Here is a 15161-nt window from a genome sequence, read left to right as displayed (position 1 = left end):
CTAAGGTCCTGAATTTTAATTATATTTTATTTTTAAATTACTCCCCTTTAGGATGCAGGGTACCTTGCAGTGATATATTTTTTAGTTGCTATTTATAATTTTGTTATAATATTACTTTAATATAGAGGCTAGTTCTGGTTTTGAAACCGTGATTGTGTATGTGGAGAAATTTAATCAGCTAAGTAAAATGAAGGATTCTAACGCGCATTTCGGTGCCATAGAGGTTCTACCCATTCCGATATTGGTATTCTCGGCCTCTTCGAAGATGGAAATCCTGGCTTGCAGCAATGCTTTCCTTCCTTTTTGCCGCTATTCCGCACAGTCGGTTATTGGGAAGCCTTATCATGATATTTGGATGGGAACACTCCGGGACTGGGAGTCGATATTAGTCTCTGATGTAGATTTTAATGAAGGGGTTCAAAAGATCATTTATCTGGAGGATAAGGATTTTAACAAATTTCCATTTGTTGCCCAGGTAAACAGTATTCTAGATTCTTCAGATATCGGGAAATATTACATTTGTAGTTTTCAGCCATATCGCCAGGGAGGTGAATCGAGCGAGGATGGTGGTTCATACGATCTGCGTGCCAATGCCAATACCGAGAGTCATATCTTTGACAACCCTCAGTATATCCTGGAGTCCCTGTTAGCCTCTGTGAAAGGTATCGTCTGGGAGGCGGACCCGGTTAGCTTTAAAACCTACTACATAAGTGAGCATGTATATGATATTTTGGGTTATACCCAGGATGACTGGACCTCTGAATCTGATTTCTGGATTCAACACTTATATCCCGCTGATCGCCCTCTGGTAGTCGACACGGTGATTAAGGCATTAGAAGGGGATCAAAATTTCTCGATAAATTACAGAATTCGTGCGGCGGATGGTCGGTTGGTATGGATACGTGACGTAGTAACGGTTATCAGAAAACCCGGGATGCCCTCCCGTATTCAAGGAGTAATGATTGATATAAGCAGTTCCAAGCGCCTTGAAGAATTGAATCGTCTGGAAAGAAAGATTCTGGGAGTTAATTCCAAAGGCGGAGATCAAATATGGGAGCTTATCAATAATTATATGCTTGGTGTAGAGCATATCTATGCGAATATGCACTGCTCCTTGCATTATGTAACTGACAATAGGCTTTCTAATGGATCAGCACCCTCTCTCTCTAAGGAGTATATGCATGCTATAAATGGACTCACGACAGGTCCATTAATGGGCTCCTGCGGCACTGCTGTGTATGAGAAAAGACGGATCATAGTTAAAGATATTGCCAGCGATCCGCGATGGGAGCAATTTAAAGATTTGGCATTAAAATATAATTTGCGGGCCTGTTGGTCTAATCCGGTACTGAACAATCAGGGAGACGTTATTGCTGTCTTTGGTATTTACTACAAAGAAGTGAAACTTCCATCGGAGGAGGAGTTAATGGTAATAGATCGTTGTACGGAATTATTCCGTATTATACTCGAGAATCAGAATAAAACCAAGCTTCTTCAAGATTCTGATTCTCTGATGCGCCAGGTTCAGGAAATGGCTCAGTTTGGGAATTGGCAATGGGATATGGTTAATAATGTGGTGAATTGGTCTGATGAGCTTTATCGGATCTATGGACTGAGTAAAGGGGAATTTAAATCCACCTTTGAGGGCTATCAGGCATTGCTACATCCCGAGGACCGCGACAGGGTCATGGAACATATTCAATATGTGCTTCATTGGAAGCGCGATGGTATTTTTGAGGAACGAATTGTCAGACCTGATGGAGAAGTCCGCTTCCTGAAGTCCTGGTGTAGAGTCCGGCTTAATACATATGGACAGGCAATTGGTTTATTTGGTGCTTGTTTGGATATAACGGATAATAAACTAACTCAAAAGCAATTGCAGGCTAGTGAAGCACGTCTTAGGAATTTGGTCGATTCACAAACCAATTATGTAATCCGCATGGACCTGAATGGATGCTGTACCTATTATAATAATAAATATTTTGAAGACTATGGATGGGTTTTTGACGGTTCTGAAATAATTGGCCAGAATCCTCTGGAGATTGTTCAGCCGGGATATCTGCAAATCATAAAGGAATCGGTTAACCAATGTATGAAAACCCCTTATTCGGTCGTTTCGGCAGAATTCGAAGCCCGGTCTAATAACGGGCGTGAACACTCGACATATTGGCAATTCAAAGCGATTTTAAGCGATGAAGGAATGCCAGAGGAAGTCCAATGCATTGGGGTTGATATCACAGAACGAAAAATAGCTGAAGATTCCCTACGTAGCATCGCCTACCTTCAGTCTCATGTGATCAGAGCTCCTTTGGCTCGTTTAATGGGTATAGTCGATCTAATGAAGAATTATCAGAATTCGCAGACAGAGAATGATGAACTAATGGATTATCTTTTAGAAAGTGCCCAGGAGCTGGATGGTATTATCAGACAAATTTCTGCCAAAACCTCAGTTTAATAAAAGGAATAAATATTTTATCCTTCGTTCTGCATAAAGTCTTGCCTTTGTTTATCATTCATAAAGCTCCAAGCCAATATTCTGCTGTTTTTCTGCCCTTGTCCCATGGAGATAACCTTTGTTACCTGTACTTCCATCTTCCTTAACTCCTGTTGAAGCGGTCCGACATTCTCTTTTTTACTTACCAGAGTTGTGTACCATAGGCAGGAGAATGGCATAGCCGAACTTTCCTTGATCATTTGCGTTATAAAGTGCCTTTCGCCTCCGGGGCACCAGAGTTCCTGATTTTCTCCTCCAAAGTTCAGGATAACTTTTTCCGTCTTATTTTTATTAAGATTGCGGACTTTTCTTAGACTTCCAGCTTGAGCCGCTTCGGGCGAGCTATGAAAAGGGGGGTTGCACATGGTGAAATGAAAACGCTCTGGCGACTGATAAACGCCATTAAATATCTGCTGAGTTGAAAACTGTTTTCGGAGCACAATTGCTTGTTGCAGGTCATTCGCTTGAATAATCTTTTGCAAATGCAGCAATGCCTTGTCACTAATATCACTACCGATAAAGGACCAGCCATAAAGTCGATGCCCTACCAGGGGATAGATGCCATTGGCTCCCACACCAATATCTAATCCTTTTATCTGCGGACCAGAAGGGATCGCTCCCTGATGATTCTCTGCTAATAGATCGGCTATATAATGTATATAATCGGTTCTCCCCGGCACAGGAGGTACTAGGAAAGGTGCGGGTATATCCCAGTCCTTAATTTGGTAATAAAAGGAAAGCAGGGCCTTGTTAAATATCCTAACGGCTACTGGGTCAGCAAAATCAATCCCCAATTCTCCATAGGGATTTGGTCGGACAAAGGGGGCAAGCTCTACGGAATGTTGGGTAAGTTGCTTGAAATCATAGCGCCCCCTATGCAGACTTCTAGGGTGAAGCTTATCTTTGATAGGGACCAGCGTTTTCGTTTTTTCCAGATGTTTGCCATGTTTCATAATACAAAATAATGCATTTACTTTGACTATATGACATTTCCCCAAGTCATAATCAGGTAATATCGCGAATGTAAGGCCTGTCCTGGGCGATATACTTTTGGAGGACTGCATATAGATCCTCATTTTTGAAAGGCTTGGATAGGTAATCGTTCATGCCAAAACTAATACACTTTTCCTTTTCCCCTGCCATGACATGTGCAGTCATGGCAACGATTGGAACGTCTAGATTAAGCTTATTTCGTATGAGTCTGGCTGCAGTATATCCATCCATAATCGGCATTTGAATATCCATTAATACAATATCATAGCTGTTTTCTTGTAAAAACTCCAGACTCTCTGCTCCGTGTATGGCAATGGTAACCTCGCAGCCGAACTTTTTCAATACATCTTCAGCCAGAATCTGATTTATTTTATGATCTTCTACCAGTAAAACTTTAGCTCCGTCTTGAAAAGGAGGAAGCAGGTTTTTAGCACTATCCTTCGCTGCCTGTGCGGCGTTAATATCTTGACCTATCTGGTATGGAATCATTATGCTGAAAGTGGACCCTTGCCCCAAGGCACTTTCAAGTTTCAGGGATCCATTCTGTAGCTCCACCAAGCGTTTTACTATGGTAAGTCCTAAGCCAGAGCCCCCAAAATCGCGGGTTGTTTCTGCGCTGGCTTGTACAAATCGATCATAAATTTCGTTTTGCTTTTCTGGAGCAATTCCTATACCCGTGTCCTGCACCTGGAATTGTATATGGGTCTTATCGGAATTTTCTTTTATACATTTTAAGCTAACCATGACCATACCTGCCTCAGTAAACTTGATGGCATTGCTGATTAGGTTTGTTAGAATCTGGGTGAGACGAGTTGGATCTCCTAATAAGACTTCAGGAATGTCGGGGTCAACCTCCATTTTCAATGTTAATCCTTTCCCCTGAGCTTTAGCAGCAAACATCATATGGAGAGATTGGATCAAATCGCTCATATTAAAAGGGATTTTTTCCAGTACCATCATGCCCGCTTCAATTTTAGAAAAATCCAGGATATCATTGATCAGAACCAGCAGATTTTCCCCACTGGATTTGATATAGGACAAGTAGCGACGGCCTTCCTCATCCATATTGATATGGTCCATTAAATTGGTGAAGCCAATAATCGCATTCATCGGCGTACGAATTTCGTGGCTCATATTAGCGAGAAATTGCTCTTTCGCACGGGAAACCTCTTGAATTTTCTTTTCAAAAGCGATTCTTTCAGTTACGTCGAATACGGTAGTAATGGCATATTTAATATCTTCAATAATGATGATTTCAGTTGACAAGAGTCCCATTTTGGTTTCTCCATTTTGCGTATAATAGGGTGTTTCATAATTGGATATGCTCCCCTGATGCCTTAGTACGGTCCTCGCTTTTTCTACATCCTTGGCCGATAATAAGCCTATTTCGCTAGAAGATTTCCCTATCACCTGAGACCGGGTATATCCGGTTTGCTGTATAAACCGGTCGTTGATTTCCAGGAGTTTCCCTGATGGGACTTCAGATATCGCCATTCCCACTGGGCTCATTTTAAAAACCTTATGAAATTTTTCTTCACTAAGCTTTAATGCCAGAGTTCTTTGCTTGACCTTAGCCTCCAGAGATTTATTAAGATTACGAAGCGCGCTTTCTGCGGATTCTCTCCTGTAATTTAATTGATTAAGATATTTGGCAGTATTGGTGAGTATTATCAGGGCTACAGTTAAAAATGTAATGGCGGCTAGGGCTACCCCAAATTCAAACGTAAAAGTCCCTCTCTTGAAAAAAAATATCCGTACGGCTCCTTGAATACAAATTATAAGTATTGTCCAAGGGAAGATTCTCCGTAGCATGATATTGCCAATCTTATCCCCTGTAAACAGCCCAGCCAGGCCAACATTAGGGTGATATAAGGAAGCAATGATGGAAACGGTTAATTGAACAAAGGTAATTAGCGGATAATCGGTGTGCAAGAAGGGGGCAAGATAGAAATAGGGTACCTTATAGATGTAGTTGATGGTCATTGTAAAACTAAATAAGGTTACCACATATAATAGGCGTATGCCCAGACCTTTCGGACGGAATAGTATGGTATGAAGGGCCAGAGCGATCAGCAAGAAATTAATATTCTCCATATCTCCCGCTCGCAGGGGGAAATGATCATGGGAGGCCGCTAAGGTCACAGTCCCCTGGTGATCCGTCCATAGGTCCAGTCCTAAGTTTAAAGTGGCTACACCGACAAAAATGAGGGGAATCTGCCTGGTTTGTAATTTACTTGCCAATGGTCCTAAAATACCCGGATAAAGGGTCATTCCAAGTAGAACAAGGCTGACCGCATGGGAGGGCTGGCAGATCATCTGGATAACGGGGATTGAAGAATCCGTAAAAAAAGCCGCTAATATTGACAAAAGGATAAAAAAGCCAGATATAGCCAGCACCGCACCTACTATATGAAATAGCCGCTGATGTCCATCGGTAAAGGGTTTGCTTTCGGTTTTCATGCTTAAATCGTAATGACTCTCCGATTTTGGTGTATCACACCTTACTTATAATAAATAACTAAAAACTTCCTTTATATGAGACCATTAAAGTGTTAGCTGGCCGAATAGACGGTCAATTAATACTATTAGTTGCTCAAATAATACTACGAGAATAGGTTTGCGGCACCTTCAAAATATTCAAACTTACAAAAATTTGTCAAAAAATATAGCCTCTCTTCAAACTTATTGTGTGTGTGGGTTAAATTGGACTTCTATTTTTGTAGATGTAGGCGTAGTATCATCAAATTTTCTCTTTAAAAATATATGCTTAATAACTTTATTTATATTCTAATAAATGCCATTTATAAATCGAAATTTATTTAGTTCTATATCAAATTTCATTTGAGAGACAGCGCGAGAATAAAGATTTGCATTTTATTGAACAGACTGATAATTCAATATTCAATCCCATTAAATTAACTTTCTAGTATCTTCAATACGAACTAATTGCTGTATACGTTTCTGTTATATGTCACTAGTTATAATTTCTGTTATCAAGCTGGTCTTGTGACTAGTTCTATCTTATTTGGAATCTAATCGAGAAGGAGGTTGATAATTTGGAATAGTTAAGTTGTATCCGCAGGAGAGCGGAAAACCAATCCCTCTTCCAACGAATGAATAATTGCCTTACTACTTTGGTCAAAATAACAAGTCTGAATACCCATAGACTGAATTTTCTTCAGGCGGTCTATGACAATTTTTTTACGGTATCTTCTGGTTTGCCGGATGTATATCACCTTGATATTTTTTGGGAATTTCAAACATATTTCCTCATAAATTTCCGGATCTTTTTGAGAGTCGTCGCCTAGGAGAATAAATTGTAAATCAGGGTAGAATTGAATGATATTATAAATTTTTTCTGTTTTATGACTATGGTTCCCCCCCCCAGTATTAATGAAATCATCGATGCCTGTCTTAATTTGTTTTAGTTTTAAAACGGCTTTTGGGAGTCCATTTAAATCTGCAAAGCGCACGATCATATCGTATAGATTCCATTCACTACTAGAGACATAGAAGAAAATGTTATTATCCAGATGAGGATGCTGCCTACTAGCGAAAGAAAGCAACTGATAGTGTTGCACAACATCCTTAAATGGCTTCCGGGCTTGCACGTTTTTGGAAAGGAGTAGAAATAGTTTTTTAAAAGACTTTCTGCTATGGGAAATCAGGAAAGTATCGTCAATGTCCGAAATAATTCCATAGGAGCTGGGGTAAGGTATAAAGAATTCTTCCTGTCGACGAACAGGAGGCAGTTCGGGCTGAGCAGGATCTTTTAATAAAATTTCATATCGATTCCATCCATGGGGTAGGGGCTTAGGCAACTTTACATGGAATCTGAAGTATCCATCGGCTTGCGTCTGGGTTGTATATTCTTGATTTTCTACCTTCAGACAGACGGTAACGAATGGAATCGTTTTTATTGAAAAAAGTTTTAATATTGTTCGGGCATATCTGAAACCTTTATTCGTATATTGATTATCTCCATGAGGATATTTATTGACTACATGTCCGAATACCACCAAATCTGCATTATTGCCATAGCCCCGGTATAATTTTATATCCATTTTATTGATTATAATCTAAAAAGTACACGAATTGTTTCAATTTATAAAATATGCGCACGGAACGAAAGGTTTTATTGGTTGTCAACCCGGTATCTGGGGGAAGAGCCAAGGATGAAATATTTGATATTGCTATACAGCGGTCTAAAATCGAGCCATTTGACCTAAGGATCTATCAAACAACGGGAAAAGACGATTTGGGGCAGATCGAAGCGATGGTAAAGGAGATTAAACCGGAGCGTATACTGGTAGCGGGTGGAGATGGGACTATAGGGTTGGTTGCCAGGGCTGTACAGCAGGTAGATGTGTTATTGGGCATCATTCCCGCCGGATCGGCCAATGGTCTATCGGTCGATTTTGGACTATCTTCATCCCTGGAAGAAGCCTTTGACGTAGCCCTGGGGAATCATTTCGTGCGGATGGATGCTATTTCCATAAATGATGAAATATGTCTACACCTCAGTGATGTAGGACTGAATGCGCTTTTGATTAAAAATTATGAATTAAATGATAGCAGGGGGAAGATTGGCTATGCAAGGGAAATGATCAAAACCCTGAGTGAACATAATAATTTTGAAGTGAAAATATCCTATCCAGAGGGCGAAATCACCACTGAGGCACTAATTGTAATCATTGCGAACGGGGCCAAGTATGGTACAGGGGTCAATATTAATCCCAAGGGAAGTATTTCAGATGGTTATTTCGAATTGATCATTGCCAGAAAATTAGATTTTATTGAGTCAGCAAAAATTTTGACGGGGAACACGGATTATAATCCCGATATTTTGCAAATTATTTCTACCAAAACTGCCCTGATAGAATGCCCTTCGGACGGTGCACATTTTCAGATTGATGGGGAGTATAAGGGTAAAATTAACCAGGTAAGAGTAGAAATACTGGAGAAGTTTGTGAAAATGGCAGTTCCAGCCTCTGTTTCTTGAGATTTTAAATAATCCGGATAGCATCAGTAAGGAGTAAGGTAATCTACGCTTTTATTTCTATTATCTAACTACCCTTACCCAAACTGACTGATGAGAACAATTCTGACTTTAGTTTTTTGTACGATTTGTATACTGCCTTTACCTTCTTTAGCTCAGGTTAACGAGTTATGCCAAGGGGCTTACTTTACCGAACAGGAAGGAGAAGACTTTCTAAAATCTTATAGCTATTCCACACGAGGTGAATGGGAAATGCGAGCGTCACTTATTAAAGAAAGAATATTAGAGGGTCTGGAGTTGAAGGATTTACCTCCGGCTCCTCTTTCTCCTCCTGTTATTCATGGCAAACGTGTCATGGAGGGTTATTCTATAGAAAAGGTTTTTATTCAAACCCTTCCGGGCATTTATATGACGGGGAATTTGTATAGGCCATTAAAACAGAGTAAGAGCTATGCAGCTGTATTGGCTCCACATGGACACGGGCAAAATCCTACGGGCCGATTTATGGAGCAGACTCAAAAACGCTGTGCTGCCTTAGCTCGGATGGGTGCTATCGTATTTGCTTGGGATATGGTTGGCCATGGGGATTCTCAGCAATGTGACCACAAAATAGCTAAAGTGGCCAAACTGCAAACCATTAACAGTATCAGAGCCTTGGACTTTTTGTCCTCATTACCATATGTAGATCGCACCCGGTTAGCTATTACCGGAGAGTCGGGTGGTGGCACCCAAACATTTATATTGACCGCCATCGATCCACGTATTAGGGTTTCGGTTCCCTGTGTGATGGTTTCTTCCTATTTTTTTGGAGGATGTGCTTGTGAAAGTGGTATGCCTATTCATAAAAAAGGGGAATATCAAACCAATAATGTACAGATAGCCGCCCTGGCGGCTCCCAGGCCAATGTTACTAATATCCGATGGAGGCGATTGGACCAGGCATACAGCTCGTTTAGAGTATCCTTATATCCGACAAATCTATTCTCTCTATAACCAGCCAGGGCAGGTAAGTAACGTGCATTTACCTGACGAGAAGCATGACTATGGCCCCAATAAGCGGGAGGCCATGTACCGCTTTATGGCTAAAGAATTGCGCCTAGATCTGAAAGCTATACTGAATAGTAAAGGAAAAATAGATGAAAGCAATATCCCTGTTTTATCTCCCAAAGAATTAAGTGTCTATAACGACCAATTTCCTCAACCCGGGAACGCGCGACAAGGAGACGATGCCGTGCTAGAGGTTTTATAAGTGATTTGAATATCAGCTTGCTATGATCATACTCATTGTATTTGCGGCCATCCTGTTTATTGTTTTGAGCTCCACAGTTCTCAAGCTTCATCCCTTGGCAGGGTTATTACTGGCTGCATTAGGGGTGGGGATAGCAGCAGGTTTGCCAGTGGACAAAATTGCCGAAACCATAGGGAAAGGTTTTGGTGACCTAATGTCCAAGATAGGGATGATGGTCATATTAGGTTGCGTAATAGGGGCTATTCTCGATAGGTCGGGAGCAGCCGTCAAGGTAGCGGATGTGATTTTACAACGTTTTGGCAAACGAAGTCCTACTTTAGCCATGGCCATAATAGGCGCATTCGTAGGTATTCCAGTATTCTGTGACTCAGGGTTCATTATATTACATAAGCTCAATCGAATTGTAGCACTCCGTACAGGCAAGTCCTTAGGAACCGTTGCACTTGCTTTGTCAGGTGGGTTATTTGCCACGCATACGCTGGTGCCGCCCACCCCAGGACCTATTTCTGCAGCCGGGAATTTGGGTATACCTCACTCCATAGGCATGGTTATCTTACTCGGACTCATTATTTCAATTCCAAATTTATTTGTTTCTGCCTGGTTTGCCGAAAAATTTGGTGGACGGGTGGTAGAGATTCAGGAAGAAGGAGAACTACAGGCCGAAGAGCCGAAGCAAACGAACCTGTTACCTGCATGGAAAGCCTTTATGCCTATTCTATTGCCCATTATACTCATCACCTTGGCTTCTATTGGAAACCTTATGGAACTGCCTTTAGAGACGACGAAATGGCTAAATTTTTTTGGGAGTCCTTTGGTATCTTTTTTAATAGCCATATTCTTTAGCTATAGCTTATTTCCCTTGGACGCAGCCCAACGAATGATCTTGTGCTTCAAAGAGGGAATTAGTCATTGTGGTACCACATTAGTACTGGTGGGGGCAGGCGGATCGTTTGGGGCTGTACTTAAAGAAACCGAACTAAAAGATTTGGTTAGCAACTGGTTGGCCCTCAATGAAATGTCTGGGGTAGCGATGTTACTCATTGCTTTTTTGATAGCTGCTTTCTTCAAAACTGCACAAGGATCTACGACAACCTCCATGGTTCTGACCACTAGTATTCTTGCCCCTTTATTAATTTCTATGGGTTTTGTTTCCCCAATACAGATCGCCCTGCTGGTAATGGCTGTAGGGAGCGGAGCCATGACGGTTTCGCACAGCAATGATGCTTGGTTTTGGGTATTTTCGCAATTTACTGGAATTACACCTAACTCCACTTACCGAACACATACCTTACTAACCGGCATACAGGGATTGGTCAGCTTATTTTTTACTTTCCTGCTTTATCTGATTTTGGTCTAAAAAAAATGGAGTGATAATCCATTAAGACCATCACTCCATTCTTCAAAAAAATACGATCTTTATACGCCTAGCTCAGCAAGCACTTCAGATACTTTGGCAGCCGCTTCTTTAAATTCGATGGCTGATGACACTTTCAGGCCAGATTCATTGATAATGCGAGCCCCTTCTTCTGCGTTGGTTCCTTGAAGACGTACGATGATGGGCACCGGGATTTCTCCGATAGCTTTATAGGCTTCCACTACACCGGCAGCAACACGGTCGCAGCGAACGATTCCACCAAATATATTAATCAAGATTGCCTTTACGTTCGGGTCTTTTAATATAATACGGAACCCAGCTTCAACAGTACGAGCGTTAGCACCACCCCCAACATCAAGGAAGTTGGCAGGATCTCCCCCTGAAAGTTTGATAAGGTCCATCGTAGCCATAGCTAGTCCAGCCCCATTAACCATACAGCCAACGTTTCCGTCCAGTTTTACATAGTTCAGATTATTAGCTCCTGCTTCTACCTCAAGAGGGTCTTCCTCATTGGTATCGCGCATATCAGCCAATTCAGGATGGCGATAAAGGGCGTTGTCGTCTAGGTCGACTTTAGCATCAACAGCTAGAATTTTATTATCAGATGTCTTGAGTACGGGATTAATCTCGAACATAGACGAGTCGGACTCTATATAGGCTTTGTAAAGAGAGCCGATGAATTTCACCATTTCTTTGAAAGCATCGCCTTCAAGTCCTAGGGCAAAAGCTATCTTACGCGCCTGGAAAGGTTGCAAACCAACACGATTGTCGATCCACTCTTTCATGATTTTCTCCGGCGTATGCTCGGCCACTTCTTCTATATCCATACCACCTTCAGTACTGGCCATGATCACGTTTTGGTTCATGGCACGGTCCAAAAGGATGGAGATATAATATTCTTTTGGTTCGGTGGGGCCGGGATAGTATACATCTTCAGCGATGAGCACCTTGTTGACACGTTTTCCGGCATCTCCAGTCTGATGGGTAACGAGCACTTTGCCAAGTATGTTTTTAGAAATGCTGCGTACATCCTCAACGGATTTGGCTAGGGCTACGCCACGTTGTTCTGTGCCTACAATTTTTCCCTTTCCACGGCCACCGGCGTGAATCTGGGATTTAACTACATACCATTTGGTACCAGTTTGTTGGCTTAGTTCACGTGCTACTTCTACAGCTTTATCGGGGGTATCGGCTACCATCCCTTCCTGTATCCGTACACCATATTTCTTAAGAACGCTTTTGCCTTGATATTCGTGAATATTCATGAGTATAAAAGTAAATTGGTATTTTCACGGCAAATTAAGGAATTAATCAAAACGGGGGTAGGTTTTAGCCCAATTATCTTTTCGATTTATGAAATTACTACAGGCAAGGGGTATTAAAAGGAACTATGGAACCTTGGAGGTTTTGAAGGGGATAGATCTGGAAGTGGGTATGGCTGAGGTGGTTGCAATCGTAGGGCCGTCGGGAGCTGGCAAAAGTACGCTTCTGCAGATATTGGGCACATTGGATCGACCCGATGACGGACTGGTCAGAATACAGGAAACCTCTGTCTTTGATCTGAAAGACCACGATTTGGCCCGTTTTCGTAATGAGCAGATAGGATTTATCTTCCAGTTTCACAATTTGATGGCGGAATTTACTGCGCTGGAAAATGTGTGTATGCCTGGATTTATTCAGGGGAAAAAAACGGAAGCCGAAATTAGGGAAAGAGGCCAGGAGCTGCTCTCCTTATTAGGATTGTCCCAGCGCATGGGCAATCTCCCATCTCAGTTGTCGGGTGGTGAACAGCAGCGGGTGGCCGTCGCCCGTGCCTTATTAAATAAGCCAGCCATCATTTTTGCCGATGAGCCGAGTGGTAATCTCGACACTCATAATGCTCTGGAACTTCATAAGTTGTTCTTTCGACTTCGCGACGAATTTGGACATAGTTTTATTATAGTTACTCATAATGAAGAGCTTGCCACAATGGCTGATAGGCGTCTGGAGATGCAGGATGGACGAATGAGTTGATCCGAAAGAAGCTGAAGCGATCCAGATAATTTTTTTTACATTTTTTTTTAGCTTGATGTGACTTACCTCATTGATCTACGTATCAAGGGGGAAGTTTTTCATAACGTTGAGTAAAGTGAATAGCCGTCTGAAGTTTTTCGGACGGCTATTTTTGTGGACTTATTTTAGTAGGAAATACAGTCTTTCTGCTGAAATGCGTGGATTCCCGTAAGAGTAGGGGCTATCATCATGCAGGTATTACTATGATAATGAATTGTTACAGGAGATTTATATTGGTCTCCTGTAATGGGCTGGATGCTAGCGCAGAAAGGCCCCCGCAGTGCGAAACTGCGGGGGCCTTTCTTAGTAATTTATAAGCGGGAGGATATTACATCATTCCACCCATTCCACCTGGGTGGCCATGGCCACCTGCTGGTGCTGCATTTTCTTCTGGCTCATCAGCGATCACACATTCGGTAGTCAATAGTAGACCAGCGATTGATGCGGCGTTTTCAAGGGCCAAACGAGATACTTTCTTAGGATCGATAATACCGGCCTCAAGAAGATCAGTATAGATATTGTCCTTGGCGTTATAACCGTAAGAACCAACTCCTTCTTTCACTTTCTGAATTACCACTGAAGGCTCTTGTCCGGAGTTAGATACAATCGTTCTAAGAGGTGCTTCAAGAGCCACACGGATGATGTTAATACCCGTTGTTTCGTCTTCGTTGCTTCCTTTAAGGTCGTTCAGAACCGAAGATGCACGGATGAAGGCTACACCTCCACCTGATACAATGCCTTCTTCAACGGCAGCACGGGTAGCGTGAAGGGCATCATCAACACGGTCTTTCTTCTCTTTCATTTCAACCTCTGTAGCTGCTCCGATATATAGGATCGCTACGCCACCTGAAAGTTTCGCAAGACGCTCTTGTAGTTTCTCACGATCGTAGTCAGAAGTTGTGTTCTCGATCTGAGCCTTAATCTGGTTAACGCGGCCCTGAATATCTTCAGACTTACCGTCTCCGTTAACTAAGGTAGTGTTGTCTTTGTCGATAATTGCTTTTTCGCAAGATCCAAGGTAGTCCAAAGTGGCATTTTCCAACTTGAAGCCACGCTCTTCACTGATAACAGTACCTCCAGTGATGATAGCGATGTCTTCTAGCATGGCCTTACGACGATCACCAAATCCAGGAGCTTTTACTGCCGCTACTTTCAAGGCGCCACGAATCTTGTTAACTACCAAGGTCGCTAACGCTTCTCCATCAACATCTTCAGCTAGGATCAACAAAGGACGTCCAGTCTGAGCTACTGCTTCCAAAACTGGAAGAAGTTCTTTCATAGAAGAAACTTTCTTCTCAGAAATCAAAATATAAGGACGTTCCATTTCTACTTCCATTTTCTCTGTATTCGTTACAAAGTATGGAGATAGGTATCCGCGATCGAACTGCATACCTTCAACCGTTTTTACTTCGGTCTCAGTACCACGGGCTTCTTCAACGGTGATAACACCTTCTTTACCAACTTTTTCCATCGCTTGAGCAATCATATTACCGATTTCCTCATCATGGTTGGCAGAGATGGTCGCTACCTGAGCTATTTCCTTAGAAGTAGAGATTACTTTTTTCTGGGTCTCTAGATTGGCAACGATGGCTTGAACGGCCTTGTCGATACCACGCTTCAAATCCATAGGGTTAGCTCCAGCAGCTACGTTTTTTACACCGATCGAATAGATAGCCTGTGCCAATACGGTAGCAGTCGTTGTTCCATCTCCAGCTGAATCAGCCGTTTTGGAAGCCACTTCTTTTACCAATTGAGCACCCATGTTTTCGATGGGATCTTTAAGATCAATTTCTTTGGCAACAGTTACACCATCTTTGGTGATGCTTGGAGAACCAAACTTTTTGTCGATTACCACGTTACGGCCACGAGGTCCTAAGGTTACCTTTACGGCGTCAGCAAGGATATCTACTCCACGCTTAATTCTGTCGCGTGCATCTGTGTCAAAAAATATTTTCTTAGACATATGAATTTAAATTAATTTAGACTTTAATAGAAAAAAT

At 42.0% G+C, this 15161-nt stretch carries 10 protein-coding genes; 5 read left to right on the top strand and 5 right to left on the bottom strand.

Going from position 1 to position 15161, the window contains the following annotated elements; genetic code table 11:
• The first annotated feature begins 187 nt into the window (after nucleotides 1-187).
• Nucleotides 188-2455: a PAS domain-containing protein gene (locus X939_RS0113920; RefSeq protein ID WP_025763894.1), complete on the top strand. Its 2268-nt coding sequence runs from the start codon at nucleotides 188-190 to the stop codon at nucleotides 2453-2455.
• Nucleotides 2456-2472: 17 nt separating this feature from the next.
• Here the strand turns inward: X939_RS0113920 and rlmF are convergent, their stop codons facing one another.
• From rlmF to X939_RS0113905, 3 genes are all read right to left on the bottom strand, one after another.
• Complete coding sequence (gene rlmF / locus X939_RS0113915) at nucleotides 2473-3447, bottom strand: 23S rRNA (adenine(1618)-N(6))-methyltransferase RlmF (protein ID WP_025763893.1); 975 nt, start codon at nucleotides 3445-3447, stop codon at nucleotides 2473-2475.
• Between the two features lie 52 nt (nucleotides 3448-3499).
• Nucleotides 3500-5947: a PAS domain-containing hybrid sensor histidine kinase/response regulator gene (locus X939_RS23105; RefSeq protein ID WP_025763892.1), complete on the bottom strand. Its 2448-nt coding sequence runs from the start codon at nucleotides 5945-5947 to the stop codon at nucleotides 3500-3502.
• A gap of 605 nt (nucleotides 5948-6552) precedes the next feature.
• Nucleotides 6553-7551 (bottom strand): App1 family protein phosphatidate phosphatase, encoded by a 999-nt coding sequence (locus X939_RS0113905; RefSeq protein ID WP_025763891.1) that lies wholly within the window; start codon nucleotides 7549-7551, stop codon nucleotides 6553-6555.
• Between the two features lie 50 nt (nucleotides 7552-7601).
• Here X939_RS0113905 and X939_RS0113900 point away from each other — a divergent pair, with 50 nt between their 5' ends.
• From X939_RS0113900 to X939_RS0113890, 3 genes are all read left to right on the top strand, one after another.
• Nucleotides 7602-8489 (top strand): diacylglycerol/lipid kinase family protein, encoded by an 888-nt coding sequence (locus tag X939_RS0113900; protein WP_025763890.1) that lies wholly within the window; start codon nucleotides 7602-7604, stop codon nucleotides 8487-8489.
• 90 nt (nucleotides 8490-8579) lie between these two features.
• A complete protein-coding gene (locus X939_RS0113895) occupies nucleotides 8580-9734 on the top strand; it encodes an alpha/beta hydrolase family protein (protein ID WP_025763889.1) in 1155 nt (384 codons plus the stop codon).
• A gap of 22 nt (nucleotides 9735-9756) precedes the next feature.
• Nucleotides 9757-11091, top strand: coding sequence for a GntP family permease (locus X939_RS0113890; protein WP_025763888.1), 1335 nt, complete (start codon nucleotides 9757-9759; stop codon nucleotides 11089-11091).
• 59 nt (nucleotides 11092-11150) lie between these two features.
• Here the strand turns inward: X939_RS0113890 and sucC are convergent, their stop codons facing one another.
• On the bottom strand, nucleotides 11151-12374 hold the full coding sequence (sucC, locus tag X939_RS0113885) for an ADP-forming succinate--CoA ligase subunit beta (protein ID WP_025763887.1): 1224 nt from the start codon (nucleotides 12372-12374) through the stop codon (nucleotides 11151-11153).
• A gap of 88 nt (nucleotides 12375-12462) precedes the next feature.
• Here sucC and X939_RS0113880 point away from each other — a divergent pair, with 88 nt between their 5' ends.
• The gene (locus X939_RS0113880) at nucleotides 12463-13122 is read left to right on the top strand and encodes an ABC transporter ATP-binding protein (protein WP_025763886.1); all 660 of its coding nucleotides are present in this window, start codon (nucleotides 12463-12465) and stop codon (nucleotides 13120-13122) included.
• 367 nt (nucleotides 13123-13489) lie between these two features.
• Here X939_RS0113880 and groL read toward each other — a convergent pair whose 3' ends face one another.
• Entirely contained in the window at nucleotides 13490-15124 is a 1635-nt protein-coding gene (groL, locus tag X939_RS0113875; RefSeq protein WP_025763885.1) for a chaperonin GroEL, read from the bottom strand.
• Between the last annotated feature and the right edge of the window lie 37 nt (nucleotides 15125-15161).

It is taken from the genome of Dyadobacter tibetensis Y620-1, assembly GCF_000566685.1.
Classification (GTDB): domain Bacteria; phylum Bacteroidota; class Bacteroidia; order Cytophagales; family Spirosomataceae; genus Dyadobacter; species Dyadobacter tibetensis.
Note: the sequence above shows the minus strand (reverse complement) of the source record. Positions and strands in the feature narration are given on the sequence as shown.

What these genes read in the sequence shown, in the direction of transcription:
- X939_RS0113895 (WP_025763889.1), top strand. Translation starts at nt 8,580, where the DNA reads ATGAGAACAATTCTGACTTTAGTTTTTTGTACGATTTGTATACTGCCT.
- X939_RS0113905 (WP_025763891.1), bottom strand. Translation starts at nt 7,551, where the DNA reads ATGGATATAAAATTATACCGGGGCTATGGCAATAATGCAGATTTGGTG.
- rlmF (WP_025763893.1), bottom strand. Translation starts at nt 3,447, where the DNA reads ATGAAACATGGCAAACATCTGGAAAAAACGAAAACGCTGGTCCCTATC.
- sucC (WP_025763887.1), bottom strand. Translation starts at nt 12,374, where the DNA reads ATGAATATTCACGAATATCAAGGCAAAAGCGTTCTTAAGAAATATGGT.
- X939_RS0113900 (WP_025763890.1), top strand. Translation starts at nt 7,602, where the DNA reads ATGCGCACGGAACGAAAGGTTTTATTGGTTGTCAACCCGGTATCTGGG.
- groL (WP_025763885.1), bottom strand. Translation starts at nt 15,124, where the DNA reads ATGTCTAAGAAAATATTTTTTGACACAGATGCACGCGACAGAATTAAG.
- X939_RS0113890 (WP_025763888.1), top strand. Translation starts at nt 9,757, where the DNA reads ATGATCATACTCATTGTATTTGCGGCCATCCTGTTTATTGTTTTGAGC.
- X939_RS23105 (WP_025763892.1), bottom strand. Translation starts at nt 5,947, where the DNA reads ATGAAAACCGAAAGCAAACCCTTTACCGATGGACATCAGCGGCTATTT.
- X939_RS0113880 (WP_025763886.1), top strand. Translation starts at nt 12,463, where the DNA reads ATGAAATTACTACAGGCAAGGGGTATTAAAAGGAACTATGGAACCTTG.
- X939_RS0113920 (WP_025763894.1), top strand. Translation starts at nt 188, where the DNA reads ATGAAGGATTCTAACGCGCATTTCGGTGCCATAGAGGTTCTACCCATT.